Source organism: Cryobacterium sp. RTC2.1 (genome assembly GCF_035018685.1).
GTDB classification, from domain to species: Bacteria; Actinomycetota; Actinomycetes; order Actinomycetales; family Microbacteriaceae; genus Cryobacterium; species Cryobacterium glucosi.
Window position 1 is genome coordinate 1 of the sequence record NZ_JASJXJ010000085.1, and the last position, 16,117, is coordinate 16,117.

At 67.6% G+C, this 16,117-nt stretch carries 13 protein-coding genes; 6 read left to right on the forward strand and 7 right to left on the reverse strand.

Translation table 11 applies throughout. From position 1 onward, the window contains the following. Positions 1-42: 42 nt before the first annotated feature. Positions 43-1,734 (reverse strand): ABC transporter ATP-binding protein, encoded by a 1,692-nt coding sequence (locus QN357_RS11550; protein WP_323504912.1) that lies wholly within the window; start codon positions 1,732-1,734, stop codon positions 43-45. Between the two features lie 203 nt (positions 1,735-1,937). On the opposite strand from QN357_RS11550, the gene QN357_RS11555 reads away from it, so the two are divergent. Further along, positions 1,938-4,115, forward strand: a complete 2,178-nt coding sequence (locus QN357_RS11555) for a glutamine synthetase III (protein WP_134447193.1) — start codon at positions 1,938-1,940, stop codon at positions 4,113-4,115. 72 nt (positions 4,116-4,187) lie between these two features. Here the strand turns inward: QN357_RS11555 and QN357_RS11560 are convergent, their stop codons facing one another. Next, positions 4,188-6,725 carry an FAD-dependent oxidoreductase gene (locus QN357_RS11560; protein ID WP_322136316.1) on the reverse strand — a complete coding sequence of 846 codons (2,538 nt, stop codon included), beginning with the start codon at positions 6,723-6,725 and terminating at the stop codon, positions 4,188-4,190. 166 nt (positions 6,726-6,891) lie between these two features. Between QN357_RS11560 and QN357_RS11565 the strand changes: the two genes are divergently transcribed. Together QN357_RS11565 and QN357_RS11570 are read left to right on the forward strand one after the other, a co-directional pair. Continuing rightward, on the forward strand, positions 6,892-7,059 hold the full coding sequence (locus QN357_RS11565) for a hypothetical protein (RefSeq protein ID WP_134447189.1): 168 nt from the start codon (positions 6,892-6,894) through the stop codon (positions 7,057-7,059). 458 nt (positions 7,060-7,517) lie between these two features. Beyond that, positions 7,518-8,396 (forward strand): hypothetical protein, encoded by an 879-nt coding sequence (locus QN357_RS11570; protein ID WP_322189569.1) that lies wholly within the window; start codon positions 7,518-7,520, stop codon positions 8,394-8,396. Positions 8,397-8,472: 76 nt separating this feature from the next. Here QN357_RS11570 and QN357_RS11575 read toward each other — a convergent pair whose 3' ends face one another. The 3 genes from QN357_RS11575 to fabG all read right to left on the reverse strand — a co-directional run bounded on the left by QN357_RS11575 (position 8,473) and on the right by fabG (position 12,048). Beyond that, on the reverse strand, positions 8,473-10,158 hold the full coding sequence (locus QN357_RS11575) for an HNH endonuclease signature motif containing protein (protein WP_323504913.1): 1,686 nt from the start codon (positions 10,156-10,158) through the stop codon (positions 8,473-8,475). 175 nt (positions 10,159-10,333) lie between these two features. Next, complete coding sequence (locus QN357_RS11580) at positions 10,334-11,305, reverse strand: zinc-binding dehydrogenase (protein WP_323504914.1); 972 nt, start codon at positions 11,303-11,305, stop codon at positions 10,334-10,336. A 32-nt stretch (positions 11,306-11,337) separates the two neighbouring features. Further along, positions 11,338-12,048, reverse strand: a complete 711-nt coding sequence (gene fabG / locus QN357_RS11585) for a 3-oxoacyl-ACP reductase FabG (RefSeq protein WP_134448668.1) — start codon at positions 12,046-12,048, stop codon at positions 11,338-11,340. A 134-nt stretch (positions 12,049-12,182) separates the two neighbouring features. Between fabG and QN357_RS11590 the strand changes: the two genes are divergently transcribed. Genes QN357_RS11590 through QN357_RS11600 form a run of 3 tightly spaced genes read left to right on the forward strand, consistent with a single transcriptional unit; the run spans position 12,183 to position 13,650 of the window. Beyond that, on the forward strand, positions 12,183-12,554 hold the full coding sequence (locus QN357_RS11590; protein ID WP_134448670.1) for a DUF3099 domain-containing protein: 372 nt from the start codon (positions 12,183-12,185) through the stop codon (positions 12,552-12,554). Next, entirely contained in the window at positions 12,551-12,811 is a 261-nt protein-coding gene (locus QN357_RS11595) for a hypothetical protein (protein WP_322135807.1), read from the forward strand. Before QN357_RS11590 ends, QN357_RS11595 begins: the two co-directional genes overlap by 4 nt. Beyond that, the gene (locus QN357_RS11600) at positions 12,808-13,650 is read left to right on the forward strand and encodes an SURF1 family protein (protein ID WP_322135806.1); all 843 of its coding nucleotides are present in this window, start codon (positions 12,808-12,810) and stop codon (positions 13,648-13,650) included. Before QN357_RS11595 ends, QN357_RS11600 begins: the two co-directional genes overlap by 4 nt. A 30-nt stretch (positions 13,651-13,680) precedes the next feature. On the opposite strand, the gene QN357_RS11605 is transcribed toward QN357_RS11600, so the two are convergent. After that, positions 13,681-15,279, reverse strand: coding sequence for an ABC-F family ATP-binding cassette domain-containing protein (locus QN357_RS11605; RefSeq protein ID WP_134448675.1), 1,599 nt, complete (start codon positions 15,277-15,279; stop codon positions 13,681-13,683). A gap of 92 nt (positions 15,280-15,371) precedes the next feature. Then, on the reverse strand, positions 15,372-16,013 hold the full coding sequence (locus QN357_RS11610) for a TetR family transcriptional regulator (protein ID WP_134448676.1): 642 nt from the start codon (positions 16,011-16,013) through the stop codon (positions 15,372-15,374). Positions 16,014-16,117 lie beyond the last annotated feature (104 nt).

Below are 16,117 nucleotides of genomic sequence, written 5' to 3' on the forward strand. Positions count from 1 at the left end.
CCCGGACTGTGTCCGGGCGCCGCTTCGTTGGTCCGGCGGGGGTCAGCTCGCGATGCGGGCGCCGGGGATCGCGGCGAGCAGCTCCCGCGTGTACGACTCCCGGGGCGAGTCGAAGATCTCCTCCGGGGTGCCGCTCTCCACGATGACGCCGTTCCGCATCACGTGCACGAAGTCGCTGATCTGCCGCACGACGGCGAGGTCGTGGCTGATGAACAGGTAGCTCAGGCCGAATTCATGCTGGAGTCGCATCAGCAGGTCGAGGATCTGCGCCTGCACGAGAACATCGAGGGCGGACACCGCCTCGTCGAGCACGATGAGTTCCGGCCGCAGCGCGAGCGCGCGTGCGATGGCGACGCGCTGGCGTTGGCCACCGGAGAGTTCGTGCGGGTAGCGGTCTGCGGTGTCTGCGGGGAGTGCGACCGCGTCGAGTAGTTCGAGCAGCCGGACAGCCCGGGATTCCTTCGTGCCCCAACCGTGGACGACGAGGGGTTCGACGATGGTCGCGCCGACGGTGAAGAGTGCGTCGAGCGAGGCGAACGGGTTCTGGAACACCGGCTGGACCCGGCGACGGAAGTCGAGGAGTTCCTTCTTTGTGAAGCCGCTCGTCTCGGCGCCTTCGAAGGTGATCGACCCGGAGGTCGGTGCGTCGAGCCCGAGCACGAGTCTCGTCGTCGTCGACTTACCCGAGCCGGACTCGCCGACGATCGCGACGGTGCTGCCGCGGGGGATGCTGAAGGTCGAGCCGGCGAGGGCGAGGAACCGCTGCGGGCGCGACAGGAACCCGCTGCGCACGACGAACTCCTTGCGCACCTCGGAGAGCTCGATGATGTTATCGACATGGCCCGTTCCTGCGGCCTGATGCGTCGCGTACGGCGTCGCCGCCCGCGTCTCCCCGCGGCGCACGGCGAGGCTCGGCGCCGCCAGGAGCAGGCGCTTCGTGTATTCGTGCTGGGGATCCTCCAGGATCTGGCGTGCCGGGCCATGCTCGACGATGCTGCCACGGAACATGACGAGCACCTCGTCGGCGCGCTCGGCCGCGAGGGCGAGGTCGTGCGTGATCATGAAGAGCGCTGTGCCCATTTCCTCCGTCAGTGCCGAGAGCTGGTCGAGGACCTGCCGCTGCACGGTGACGTCGAGGGCACTCGTCGGCTCATCAGCAATGAGGAGCTGTGGGCGGCAGGCGAGCCCGATCGCAATGAGCACGCGCTGACGCATGCCGCCGCTGAATTCGTGCGGGAACTGCCGGAAGCGGCGTTCGGGCTCGGGGATTCCGACCATCCTGAGCAGCTCGATCGCCCGGATGCGTGCGGCGGAAGGCGTTGCGCCATGCGCCTCGAGGGCCTCGGTGATCTGGTGGCCGATCCGGTAGACCGGGTCGAGGTTCGACATCGGGTCCTGCGGCACGAGGCCGATGCCGGCCCCGCGCACCCCGGCCATCTGCGCCTCGGAGGCGTGGGCGAGGTCGACGCCGTTGAAGAGGATTTTCCCGGAGGTGATGGTCGCGTTCGGTGGGAGCAGGCGGTTGATCGCCGCGGACATCGTCGACTTGCCCGAGCCCGACTCGCCGACGACGGCGAGGGTGGACCGTGCGGACAGCTCGAGGTTCGCATCGGAGACCGCGGTGAACACCCCCTGGGCGGTCCGGAAGGAGATGGACAGGTTCTGGATCGAGAGCAGCGGCCGCCCGATGGCGGTTTCCGGGGCTGCAATCGCCGTGGCAGTTTTATCGGACATGCGTCCAACATAAACGCGTCGCGTTTCGGCGAGTCAATGCAGTGTTTCGGACAGGTTTAATCTGGAAGAGAGGCCGGCGCGGGGTTCTGGTGACTGAAACCGTCATTCATCGGAAACATCCTCGCCACGCGACCTCCCTAGATTTAGGCGCATCCGAATCCGCACCTAGTCGCGGAGCAGCATGCCGTAGCAAAGGGGTATTCATGAGTGGAAACAGCGCCCGCCGTCAAGCGATCAGGGATGTAAGGGCTTATGTTCCTCCGGCCCCGAGCTATACGGCGACTGAGACGCCGGGAGAGATCTTCGGCGAAAACGTCTTCAACAAGGTCGTCATGCAGAAGCGGCTGCCGAAATCCGTCTATAAGTCCGTGATGGCGACGATCGAAAACGGCGCCAGGCTCGATCCGCTCGTAGCGGATGCCGTCGCATCCGCGATGAAGGACTGGGCGCTCGAAAAGGGTGCGACCCATTACGCCCACGTCTTCTACCCGCTCACCGGGCTGACAGCGGAGAAGCACGACAGCTTCTTCGAGCCCGTCGGCGATGGCACGGCGCTCGCCGAATTCGCGGGCAAGACCCTCGTGCAGGGCGAGCCCGACGCATCGAGCTTCCCCAACGGCGGCCTGCGCAACACCTTCGAGGCTCGCGGGTACACCGGCTGGGACGTGACGAGCCCGGCATACGTGCTCGAGAACCCGAACGGCAACACCCTCTGCATCCCGACGGTCTTCGTCTCGATGACCGGCGAAGCGCTCGACCACAAGACCCCGCTGCTGCGCTCGCAGCAGGCGATGGGCGAACATGCCGAACGCATCCTGCGCCTCTTCGGGCACACCGATCCTGCCCGCGTCGTCTCGTTCTGCGGCCCCGAGCAGGAGTACTTCCTCGTCGACCGGCACTTCTTCCTCGCCCGCCCCGACCTGCTCAACTCCGGCCGTACCCTGTTCGGCGCGAAGCCGCCCAAGGGCCAGGAGTTCGACGACCACTACTTCGGCGCCATCCCCGAGCGGGTGCTCGGCTTCATGATGGACACCGAGCGGGAGCTCTTCAAGCTCGGGATCCCCGCGAAGACCCGGCACAACGAGGTCGCCCCCGGCCAGTTCGAGATCGCGCCGATGTTCGAGCGCGGAAACATCGCCGCCGACCACCAGCAGCTGCTCATGACGACTTTCAAGTCAGTCGCCAAGAAGCACGGGATGGCCTGCCTGTTCCACGAGAAGCCCTTCCAGGGCGTCAACGGCTCGGGCAAGCACGTCAACTTCTCGCTCGGCAACAACGAGCTCGGCAGCCTTCTCGTCCCGGGAGACAACCCGCACGACAACGCCCAGTTCCTGGTGTTCTGCGCCGCCGTCATCCGCGCGGTGCACAAGTACGCCGGACTTCTCCGCGCCTCGGTCGCCTCCGCGACCAACGACCACCGCCTCGGCGCCAACGAGGCCCCGCCGGCGATCATCTCGATCTTCCTCGGCGACCAGCTCGCCGACGTCTTCGAGCAGATCGCCCAGGGCCCGGCAACCTCGTCCAAGGACAAGGGCTCGATGGTGATCGGCGTCGACACGCTCCCGGTGCTGCCGACCGACCCGGGCGACCGCAACCGTACGAGCCCGTTCGCGTTCACCGGGAACCGGTTCGAGTTCCGTGCCCCCGGTTCGATGCAGACCGTCGCCGGCCCGATGGTGACGATCAACACGATCATGGCCGAGTCGCTCGATTACGCGGCGACCGAGCTCGAGGCCGCCGTCGCCGGTGGCACTGACTTCGACACGGCCGTGCAGAGCCTGCTCACCCAGATCATCACCGACCACGGCGCCGTCGTGTTCAACGGCGACGGGTACTCCGATGCCTGGCCGATCGAGGCGGAGAAGCGCGGGCTCGCAAACCTGCGCACGACCCTCGACGCGCTGCCCGAACTCATCACCGAGTCGGCAATGGACCTGTTCGACAAGTACAGGGTCTTCAACCACCGCGAGATGCACAGCCGTTATGAGATCGGCCTCGAACAGTACGCTCTCACCATCGGTGTCGAGGCGCGCCTCACGCTCGAGATGGGGGCGACGGTCATCCTCCCCGCCGCCGTGCGTCACCAGACCGAACTCGCGATCAACATCGGCGCCCTCACGGCCGCCGGCGTTGAACCCGACCACGCCGCACTGAGCGAGGTGTCCGCCCCGATCACCAAGCTCCGGTCCGCGCTCGCCGTGCTCCGGGACGCGCTGGCCGGCGGATCGGAAGAGACCGCACTCGGCGAGGCCGAGCACGCTCGCGACGCGCTGCTTCCGGCGATGTCCGCGGTCCGCGCCGCCGCAGATGCCCTCGAAGAGATCGTCGCGGACGACCTGTGGCCGCTCCCGACCTACCAGGAGATGCTCTTCATCCTGTAACCGCAGAGCACGTACGTCCTCCGCCCGGTCAGCCTGTTTCTGCTGGCCGGGCGGATGCGCGTTCTGACCCGATCAGATGAACAGCGTCGTCGTCGACTCGGCCGCCTCCCCGAGGAAGGTCGCGACGCCGCCGAGTTCGACGCCGTCCATCAGGTCGGTCGGAGCGATCCCGAGCAGGTCCATCGTCATCGTGCACGCGATCAGGCGCGCCCCGCCGGCCTGCGCGGACGTGATGAGATCGGGCAGCGACGAGACCGAGTTGTCCCGCATGACCTTCTTGATCAGTGCCGCACCGGCACCGAGCATATTCATCTGCGACAGCGGCATGCTGCCCGCGCTCGAGGGCATCATGGTGGCGAACATCTTGTCCATCAGTTTGCGTTCCCGCTTGGGCGGGTCCGTGCGGCGCAGGGAGTTGAGCCCCCAGAACGTGAAGAACATCGAGACCTCTTCGCCCATCGCGATCGCCCCGTTGGCGATGATGAAGGCGGCCAGCACCTTGTCGAGGTCGCCGGAGAACACCACGAAGGAGGTCTTGTTGGGTGTCGGCGAGCTCACGATGCCGACGGATGCCGCAGGCCGGGTCGCCAGAGCGGCCCCGCCCTTCCGCATGGTCGCGACGTAGCCAGGGCCCTCCGGCGAAATGGCGACGAGCTCGTGTCCGTTCCGCCTGGCCCAGGCCGGAGCGTCACTGGCGAACCCGGGGTCGGACACGTGCACGACAACCTCGTCGCCGGCATCCAGTGTCTTCATCTTCTCGGATAGCTTCATGATCGGGCCTGGGCAGGCGAGTCCGGAGCAGTCCAGGTCGACCTGCACGCCGGTGCCGTTGGCGAGCAGGGCGGCCTGCGCGGCGGCCTTCGTTGCAGCGGCCGTGAACTCGGCTGCTTCGGCGTAGGTGGTCATCGGCAGCGGGGGTTCGTCGCTTTCGGGCTCGACCTCGTGCCACGACCGGAAGGTGTCCGACCCGCCGGAGAGAGTGGCGACATCCGTGAACCCGCGTTGCACGAGCGCGCGGTAGGCGAGGTAACTGCGGAACCCGACCGCGCAGTACAGGCGCAGCGGCCCGGTGCGGTCCCAGAGCTCGCATTCGAGGCGGATGCTTCCGAGCGGCACGTTCTCGGCGCCCGGCAGGTGCCAGATCGAGAATTCCTCCGGGGTGCGCACGTCGATGAGCCGAGCCCCGGCAGTCGCTTCCGGGTAGTCCTGGGCGTACCAGAGGGTGAGGTCGCCGCGGAGCACGTTGCTCGCGACGAAGCCGGCCATGTTCACCGGGTCCTTCGCGGAACCGAACGGAGGAGCGTACGCGAGCTCGAGCTCCTCGAGGTCGTAGACGGTCTGGCCACCGCGGAGGGCGGTCGCGAGCACGTCGAGGCGCTTGTCGACGCCGTCGAAGCCGGCGGCCTGCGCGCCGAGGATGCGCCCGGTGTCGGGGGCGAAGAGGACCTTGAGCTGCATCATCGCGGTGCCGGGGTAGTAGCCGGCGTGGCCGGAGGGGTGCACGTGCACGGCCCGGTACGGGACCTCGGCGGCGAGGAGTTGCCGTTCGGTGGCGCCCGTTCCGCCGGCGACCATGTCGAAGATCTTCACGATCGAGGTGCCCTGGGTTGAGCGGTAGTCGGTGTTTCGGCCGCAGATGTTCTCGGCGGCGACCCGGGCTTCGCGGTTCGCGGGTCCGGCGAGCGGGGCCAGCCAGCGCCCCGGCAGCACGGTGTGCGGCGTTTCGACGGAGTCGCCTGCCGCCCAGATGTGCGGGTCGGAGGTGCGCATGTGCGTGTCCACCGTGATCCCGCCGCGGGCGCCGAGCTCGAGCCCGGCCGCCTTCGCGAGCGTGGTGTTCGGGCGCACCCCGGCGGAGAGGATCACCAGGTCGGCCGCCAGGACGGTCGAGTCCGTGAGCTCGACGTTGAGACCGCCGTCGGGGCGGGCCGCGAATGCGGCGGCCGCAGTCGACAGGTGCAGGGTGATGCCGCGACTGCGGAGGTGGTGTTCGACGGGGACGGACATCTCGTGGTCGAGGGGCGGCAGGATCTGGTCGCTCATCTCGACGACGTCGACGAGGGCGCCGCGGTGCTTGAGGTTCTCGGCCATTTCGAGGCCGATGTAACCCGCGCCGATCACGACGGTGCGCACGGGTCCGCGGGCGCCCGTCGCGGCGAGGGCGATCGCGGCATCCAGTTGGGCCTTGATGGCGTCCATGTCGCCGATCCGGCGCAGCACGTGCACGCCGGGCAGGTCTATCCCCGGCAGGGGAGGGCGGAGTGGTTCGGCGCCCGTGCAGAGCGCCAGTTCGTCATAAGGTTCCTCGTAGCTGCGGCCGCCGTCGACCTCGCGGACGGTCACGGTCTTCGCGGCACGGTCGATTCGCAGCACCTCGTGTCCGACCCGCACGTCGATGTCGAGGGATTCGCGCAGACTTTCCGGCGTTTGCAGGAGCAGGCGGCTGCGATCAGCAATCACTTCGCCCACATGGTACGGCAGACCGCAATTCGCAAACGAGACGTGATGACCGCGCTCGAGCACGACGATCTCAGCGAACTCGTCCAAACGGCGGGCGCGGGCGGCGACGGATGCGCCGGCTGCGACCCCGCCTACGACAACGATCTTCATGGGGTGCCTTTCGTCGGCCGGGACAGCGATTCGGCCAACCCGGCATATACCCCCGTGGGTAATTGGGGGACTGATTCTGACACTACACCCGCGGGATACCGCGGACCGTGCACTCTCAATACCCATGGGGGTATAGTGAGTGCTTTCACCCACGAAGGAGCTGCCGATGTGCCACGCCAAGACCTGTAAGACCTGCGGGAAGACCACCTGGGCCGGCTGTGGCCAACATGTCGACCAGGTCATGCGCGGAGTGCCGAAGTCGCAGCGCTGCCCCGGGCACGAGAACGAACAGGCGTCCGGTGGCTTCCTGTCCCGGCTCTTCGCGGGCCGCTAGCCTGCTCCGAATTCAGGAGTGGACCCTGTGCAAGCCAGGGTGTAGGTGGATGCGCCGAACGCGTCCGCGGGGCCGACCTGCCGTCCCAGGTCTTCCTCTTGCCACGGAGTAGAGTCTGATTCTCGGCTCTGACCTGCCTATCCGTTGCCGCACTGCGGTCACTAGGATTGAAAATGGGACTTCGGAGCACATCAGTTGTACTCGGTTTCGAAGCGGGGGCGCTGCGGCGCTGCGATTGTGGGGAGATGGACATGCGCGCTCGTTCACGTTCGGCCGCTTGTGTTGTGGCTTTGACAGGGTTGGTTCTGCTCGCCGGCTGCACGGGCCCAGCCCCAGCCTCGCCCGCCTCCGTTTCGGCGACGGACCTGGCGACCGAGACTCCGACGCCTGCGACCGCGTCGGCCGGGCAGACCCGCCCGGCCGCTGTCTTCGGCGGCGATTGCGCCGCAGTCCTCACTGTGGACGAGGTGGCCGCGGCGGTTGGTACGCACGTGACCAGTTGGGCGGCGGCCAGGGCGAGCTCACTTGCGGAGAATCCCTACTATGCCGTGGTGCCCGCGCGTGGTGGCATCGACTGCCAATGGTCCGTGGAGGAGAGCCCCACGTCGGCCTATCTCAGTGCCGTGGTGGTGGCCGCTGCATCGGTACCGACCGACACGGTGGACCAGATCGCCTGCTATGGAGCCGACGTGGCTGATTCTGCGGAGTCGGGGGCCTGCCGCATCAGCGCTACTGTGGCTGGATATTGGCTCAGCGCTGACGTCTATACGGCAGTCGGAACCGTTAACGAGGACGCCCGTAACGCAGCGACAAAGCTTGTCGCGACGTTCTCGGGTCGCGCATTGGCGGCGGGCACCCCGGAGGTGGCGGCAACGCCCATCGGCGCCTGGGAGCGCGAGGATTGCGCAGCACTATCGACCGCTGCAGACATCACGCACGCTGTCTCCAGCCCCGGACTCGCGGTCAGGTCCAATGACTCAGAGGGTACCGAGGGCTCAGAGGGACGTTTCGCGGCCAAAACGAGCACAGGCGCATTCGCATGCGGCTGGTCGCAGTCGCCGATACCAGAAGGCCAGATTGGATCCTTCAGCGTCATCGCGTTGCCCGGTGGGGCCTGGGCGCAGGAGGACATCGCGCGGACGACCGGCGCCGAGAAGGTGTCAATTCCCGGGGTCGACGGCGTGATCCGGATTCCGAATGAAGCTGGCGGCTATACCTTCGACGTTTTCGACGGAGTCAACTGGCTGCAGCTATCGACGGACATTTCGGCCGAGTCGAATCTCGACCAGTTGATTCCGGCGATCCCAGCGCTCGTCAACGTTCTCAACGCCGCCTGAGCGGCGTCGGGTCGAGCCCCCGACGAACCGGAACGGCGCGTCAGGGAAGACGACGGTGAGGCGGGTTCGGCCTCGGTCAGTCGCGGTTGGGTGGTCCGGTGAGGACCTGGTGTGCGCGGTGCCTGTTCGGTGGCCGCCAGAGTCGTTGCGGGTCGATCAACCCAGGCGCCCGCACCTGCGGTGAGCCCTTCACCATCCGGATCTCCCACCCAGAGGTGTCGATGCTGTGGTGATGGAACCAGCACAGTAGGACACCGTTGTCGACGTTGGTCGGTCCGTCCTGCGCCCAGGGCTTCACGTGGTGTACTTCGGCCCAGTGAGCCGGGGCTTTGCACCCGGGGATGATGCAGCCGCCGTCGCGGGCGGTGATCGCCCGGCGTTGCGCCCGGTTGAAGTACCGTCGTTCCGGACCGAGCTTGAGGACCTGGTTGTTTTCCCCGAAGAGGACCCCTTGGAAGCCGCCGTCACAGATGCGCTGGTGCACCGTCTTCAGCGATACCGGGGCCTCAACCCCGTCGATCCAGCCGACGCCGATCCCGGAGGTGAGGTCGGCCGCGTTCACGTGCACCATCACCGTCGGGGCGGATCCGCCCATGCTGGGCGTGTCCTCGTCGCGGGCGGCGTGTTCGAACAGGGCCCGGAGGATGTCCGCGCGTTTCTCCCCACTCGTGCGGGTGTCCGCGCGCCGCTCCCGCAGCTCGGCCTCGATCACCATGAGCTCCGGGCCCGTACCGACGTCACTGTCGGTGCCCGCGGTCTCGGCGCCGGGGATCATCTGTCCGGAGTCCATGAGGGCCTGCTCCTCCGCGGTGGGGAACGCGGGCCGGGCGTGGAAGCTGAGGAAGGCGTCGAACATCGTGTTCATGATCCCGAACAGTTCCGGCGTGACTCCGCCCTTCACCGGATACAACCCGTTCTTGAGTTGGCCGAAGCCGATGTTCGATTTCGCCTCGAACAGGTCCTCGGTCGGGAGGACCCCGTCGGGGTCCAGGGCTGCCTGCCACTGCGCGACCATGCCCCGGATCAGGTCCGTGGTCACCGGGACACCTGCCCCGGCCAGGTTCTCGGTCTCCGGGGTGATCAGCCCGGCCGCGGACGCGACCAGGGCCCGCTCCGCCGTCAACAGGTCATCCGGGGCCACCCGGTGGCTGATCACCTGCAACCCCGCCACGATCAACTCCGCCGTCTCCACCCCGATCTCCCCCGCTGCCAGGGCGGCTCCAACGGTCGGGAACAAGGGCGGCAACCAGCTGCTCCCGCCGCACGGCCGCGGCAACACCGCGTCGCCGAGCTTCGTGCGGCGCTTGACCTCCCGGGCCGACACCCGTGTCACCCGGGTGAGGACATCCCACGGGCCCGTGCAGCCCATCCGCCAGGCCAGGCCCTCGCGGCCGAGGACCCGGGCCCGCCGGTCCACATCCGTCGCCGTGCTCACCCTGGCCGCGTCCGCTGTCCGCCCGATCGCCTCCACGGTGCTCAGCGCCGTGACCGCTTCTGTGTCGCTGAGCAGCCCGACCGGGATCGCGGCCAGGGCCTCGGCGAGAACCGCCTGGGCCTCGGCGAGACGGGCGACAGCATCCGCATGCACCGACGGCACCGACCCGGCCAGACCCTCCGCGCCCTCCGCGCCCTCCGCGCCCTCGAAACCCTCGACAACCGCAACCGGATGGGCCGACTCGACACCTGCGATGGGCTGATCTCCCGCGACCCCGGAACCGGGTGTCTGCGGGGTGTGTGACTGGGGATCGGAAGCTCCTGCCATACCCCGATTCTACCCCGAATCGAACACGAATGCGAGACTTACTCACATAATTTCAGGCTTCTCATTCCGAGTTTCACACCTGGAAACGAGGGTACCGACCCCTGGCGGACGCTGTGCATGTGACCGGCGCCGTTCGCCAGCGGTGTGACGATCCGTCCGACCTCAGTCGGGGAGTTCAGCGCGGAAGGACGACGAGTTTTCCGCCGGCGGTACCGGCCTCCATGTCGCGGTGGGCCTGCACGATCTCATCGAGCCTGTAGACACGGCCGAGCGGGACGCGCGCGTGACCGGCTGCGACGGCGTCGAGGAAGGCCTGCAACTCCGCTGATGTCAGGTCTGCGGCCTCTCCGGAATACGCGGTGAGGCGCACTCCGTTGGGAAGCCAGTCCATCGGGTAGAACTCGTCGATCGTCCAGGTGTCGGAGAGCATCCCGGTGAAGCAGACGGTGCCTCCGGCTCGCACCGCTCGGAGGGTGTCGCGCAGGACGTTGACGCCGACGAGCTCGACGGCTCCGTCGACACCGCCAGGCACGATCTCCCGCACCCGGCGCGCGACCTCGCCATCGTCGATGATGACGTGGTCGGCGCCTGCAGCCTCGAGCAGGCCGACGCTCGAGGGATTCCGCGTGGTCGAAAGCACCCGCATCCCGCGCAGCGCGCCGAGGGTGGCCAGCGCGAGGCCGACAGAGGACGTTCCGCCGCGGATGAGCAGGCTCTGGCCGTCGGCGGCCTGCAGCCCGACACGCAGCGACCCCGCCGCGGTCTGCAGCATCTCGGGCACGGCACCGAGCACGTCCCAGCCGAGTCCGCTGGTGAAGGGCACGACGATCGCGGCCGGCACCGACACGTATTCGGCGTAACCGCCGTCGAAGGAGCGGCCCATGCCGCCCATCATCGCGGCCACCTGGGCGCCGACGGGATACTCCCCACCCGGGGCATCCGCTATCGTTCCGACCGCTTCGATCCCAGGAATGCGCGGAAACGAGCCGGTCGACGCGACACCGGAACGGAAGTGGAGTTCGGACCGGTTGAGCCCGAAGGCCTCAACCCGGATCAGCACCCATCCGGGTCGCGGCGTCGGCATCGGCACGTCACGGACGCGCAGAACACCGGGGTCACCAGGCCCGTCGACGACAACCGCCCGCATTGTCGCCGTCATTGTCGGTCTCATGGCGGAGGTCAGTGACCCATTCCGAGTCCGCCGTCGACCGGGATCACGGCGCCGGAGATGTAACCGGCGTCGTCGCCCGCGAGCCACGTGACGACCTTGGCGACCTCGGCGGGGGAAGCGAAGCGTCCTGCCGGGATGTTCTTCTTGTATTCGGCCTGGACGGCCTCGGAAAGCTCCGCGGTCATCTCGGTCTCGATGAAGCCGGGTGCGACGACGTTCGCAGTGATGCCGCGGGCGCCGAGCTCGCGGGTGACCGAGCGGGCGAGCCCGACGAGCCCGCTCTTGGAGGCGGAGTAGTTGACCTGCCCGGCGGAACCGTAGAGGCCGACCACGCTCGAGATGAGCACGATCCGGCCGAACCTGGCCTTGAGCATGCCCTTGGATGCGCGCTTGACGACGCGGAAGGCACCGCTCAGGTTCGTGTCGATGACGGAGGTGAAGTCGTCTTCCGTCATCCGCATCAGAAGGGTGTCTTTGGTGATGCCGGCGTTGGCCACGACCACTTCAACCGGTCCGAGGGACGCTTCGATCTCGGTGAACGCGGCGTCGATCGATGCGGCGTCGGTGACGTCGGCACGTACCGTGAGGCTGCCCTCTGGGCCGGACCCGGAGCGGGCCGTGACCGCGACGCGATGGCCCTGGCGCACGAATTCTTCGGCGATGGCAAAGCCGATCCCACGGTTGCCCCCGGTCACGAGAACGGTCCTGACGGAGGGCATACGGTTCCAATCTATTCCCAGCGAACGACCAGCCGTACGCACGTATATTCCAGTTTACGGTGTCATCCCACAGACCGGGCGAGACGTAGGCTTATCAGGCAAAATCTCCACCGGTTGACCGAAGCGATGAGAGTATGAAACAGCAGTCGATCACGTCCCTGCCTCCGTCTCCGGAGGCCGAGCGACGCGCCCGGATGATCAAATACTCGGTGACCATGGGCATCCGGATGGTGTGCATCGTCCTGATGCTCTTCGTGCACGGCTGGTGGCTCCTGGTCTGCGCCGCCGGAGCGATCCTGCTCCCCTATTTCGCGGTCATCGTCGCAAACGTCCACGGAAACGGCGCGGGAACCGCCGTCGTCCGCCCGGGAGCCGTTCAGCTCTACCGCGGTCAGTCCTCGACCAGTCCTGAATCCTCGTCGGCCGCCCAGTCGCCACCCGGGCAAGCCTCCGACCGGCCGGCGCCGACTCACGACCCGTCCCGCGGCCCGGGTACGGACGAATGATCGGTTTCGACGACGACCTCGACGTACCGCGTTGTTCGAGGGCCGGCTGCCGGGAGGACGCGCAGTGGCGCATCGACTGGCGCAACCCGCGTATCCATACCGCTGACCGGGTCAAGACCTGGCTCGCCTGCCCGGAGCATGTCGAGTATCTGCGGGAATTCCTGGGTGCCAGGGACTTTCCGGTGGCCGTCTTCGCGCTCGAAGCTGCACCGGAAACAATACCGGGCCGCCCGGCCGCAGGGACGGACCCGTCGTGACCGGCTGGAAGTTCGCCTTCACCCGCAGGTGGGCCGGATACCTCGTGCTCACCATCATCTTCGGCGCCGCCTGCGCCGGCCTCGGTATGTGGCAGTTCGCCAGGCGCAACGAGGCCCTCGTCGAGATCAACAAGGTCGACGCGAACTACGACCACATCCCGGTGAGCCTGACCGAAGCACTTCCCACTCTCGATTCCTTCAACGAGTCACAGAAGTGGCTGCCGGTGACGATGACGGGAACGTACCTCGTCGCCGATGAGCTGATCGTGCGGAATCGCCCGTTGAACGTGCACCCGGGCTTCGAGGTGCTCACGCCGCTGCTCCTCGCTGACGGCACGGTCTTCGTCGTCGATCGTGGCTGGGTCCCCACCGGCGAGACGGCGGAGGCCCCCGGCCCGGTTCCCGCAGCGCCGACGGGTGAAGTCACGGTCATCGCCAGGCTCAAGGCCGGAGAACCGACCCTTCCCGGGCGCACGGCGAGCGGGAACCAGATCGCCACGATCCACCTCGCCGACGTCGCCGACCGGGTCGGCGCACCCACGTACACCGCGGCATACGGCCTGATGGCCTCCGAGGATCCCGCGCCGGCCACCCGGCCGGCCGGCGTGACCAGGCCGGTCGCGGACGAAGGCTCGCACCTGTCGTACGCGTTCCAGTGGATGCTGTTCGCCCTGCTCGGCTTCATCGGGCTCGGCTGGGCGGTGCGGCAGGAATTCCGCTCTCTCAACGCGGACGACCCCGAAGAGCGCGCGCGCGCAGAGGAACGCGCCCGCCGTGCGGCCGCCAAGCCGCGTACGGACGCAGAGGTCGAAGACGACCTCATCGACAGCACGCACTGACAGACAGTACGCACCGACCGATAGCGGAAGCTAGGCGAGCATGATCAGGTCGAGGTAGTCCTTGTTCCAGTGGTCCTCTGTGCCCTCCGGCATAATCAGCACGCGTTCCGGGTTGAGCGCCTCGACGGCGCCCTCGTCGTGGCTGACCAGAACGACGGCACCCTCGTAGTGCGCGAGCGCGTCGAGGATCTCGTCACGGCTCGCGGGGTCGAGGTTGTTCGTCGGTTCGTCGAGGAGTAACACGTTGGCGCCGGAGACCACGATCATCGCGAGGGCAAGCCTGGTCTTCTCTCCACCGGAAAGAACCCCGGCCGGCTTGTCGGAATCGTCACCGGTGAACAGGAACGAGCCGAGGACCCGGCGGGCTTCCATTTCGGTGATGTTCGGCGACGAGGACACCATGTTCTGCAGAACGCTGCGCTTGACGTCGATGGTCTCGTGTTCCTGCGCGTAGTACCCGATGCGGAGACCGTGGCCGGGGACGATCGTGCCGGTGTCCGGCTTGTCGACGCCCGCGAGCATCCGCAGAAGCGTGGTCTTGCCCGCACCGTTGAGGCCGAGGATGACGACCTTGGACCCGCGGTCGATCGCGAGGTCGACAGCTGCGAAGATCTCGAGGGAACCGTAGCTCTTCGAGAGGTCGTTCGCCATCAGCGGGGTGCGGCCGCACGGGGCCGGCACGGGGAAGCGCAGCTTGGCCACGCGGTCGACGGCGCGCACGGCGTCGAGTCCGGAGAGCAGCTTCTCAGCCCGGGCGACCATCTGGTGGGCCGCTGCCGCCTTGCTCGCCTTGGCGCCGAACTTTGCGGCCTGCAGCTGCAGGGTGGACGCCTTCTTCTCGGCGTTGGCGCGTTCCTTCTTACGACGGTCGGCGTCTGCGAGGCGCTGGCGCTGGTAGTTCTTCCAGTTCATGTTGTAGATGTCGATGACCATGCGGTTGGCATCGAGATAGAACACCCGGTTGACGGTCTCGCCGACGAGTTCGATGTCGTGGGAGATGATGATGACGCCGCCGCGGTAGTTCTTGACGAACTCGCGCAGCCAGACGACGGAATCGGCATCGAGGTGGTTGGTCGGTTCGTCGAGGATCATCGTCTCCGCGGCGGAGAACAGGATGCGGGCGAGCTCGATGCGGCGGCGCTGGCCGCCGGAGAGGGTCTGCAGCTCCTGGTCGAGGATCCGGTCCGGGAGGTTCAGGTTGCTCGCGATCGAGGCCGCCTCCGCCTCCGCTGCGTAGCCGCCGAGGGCGTTGAACTGGTCGGTGAGGTTGCCGTAGACCTTCATGGCCTTCGCGGCGACCTTGGGGTCGTCGCTGCCCATGTCGAGGCCGGCCTGGTAGAGGCCGAGGGAGATCGTGCCGAGGCCGCGGGCGTCGAGGATACGGGTGCGCGCGAGCATGGTCGGTTCACCGGAGCGCGGGTCCTGCGGAAGGTAGCCGATCTGGCCGGAGCGGTCGATCTGGCCGTGGGTCGGCATCGTCTCGCCCGCGAGCGTCTTCGTGAGGGTCGTCTTTCCCGCACCGTTGCGGCCGACGAGGCCGATCTTGTCGCCGGCGGAGACGCGGAAACTGACGTCTTCCATGAGCACGCGCGCCCCGACTCTGATTTCGAGGTTTTGCACACTGAGCACAGCAATAGTCCGTTCGGAAGGTTCGTGGGAGGGGTTCGGCCCGACCGGGCCAGCTATCTAGTATATTCTCGCGCGGCGACGGGGAGGGACGCTCAGAAAAGTGTGGCCCGGAGCGTGTTCCCGAGCCACTCCCGGTAGGCCCCGAGGGACCAGTCCAGATCGAGCACGAGGGAGCGGTAGACCTGCGGGTGGGCGAGCGCCCAGATCGCCGCGGCCGCCTCGTGGTCGCTGAGGCCGCTGCGCAACGCATGGCGGTCGCGCAACGCCGTTGCCGTCTCGCTGAAGTTGTGCAGCAACCGTGCGGACTGGCGCAGCTCGAGACGCGCCACGTCGGCATCGACCCCCGCGGCCTGCGCGACGACCCTCCGCAGGGCGGCGGTGCGCACGTTCGTCTCGACGCACCAGTCGACGAGGAGGCGGATGATGTCGGTCGCCGAGCGCGGTCCGCTCGCCTCCCGGGGTGACGCAACCGGATCCTGGAGCGCGGACTCCCCACTGCCCGACGGCTCCGTGGCACCACGCTCGAGTACCGCCGCAAGCACGTCGGCCTTGAGGCCCACGGAATTGTAGATGGTCTGCACCGCGACACCGGCCTCCGCGGCGATCGCCGCGATGGATGCCGCGATGTACCCGCGCTCGAGCATGAGGCGCTCGGCCGCGTCGAGGATGACCGTCCTGGTCGCCTCGCTTTGCGCCGATCGACGGCTCGGCCGCGTCCTTCCGGGGGAATCCATCTCATTAGCATAGCGTTCCAATGAGTGGAGGAGCATACTAATTCAGTCGCGGGCGCGGGGATGCCGCCGGCCGACGGCATCCGCCGATTAACGCAGTGTCGCCC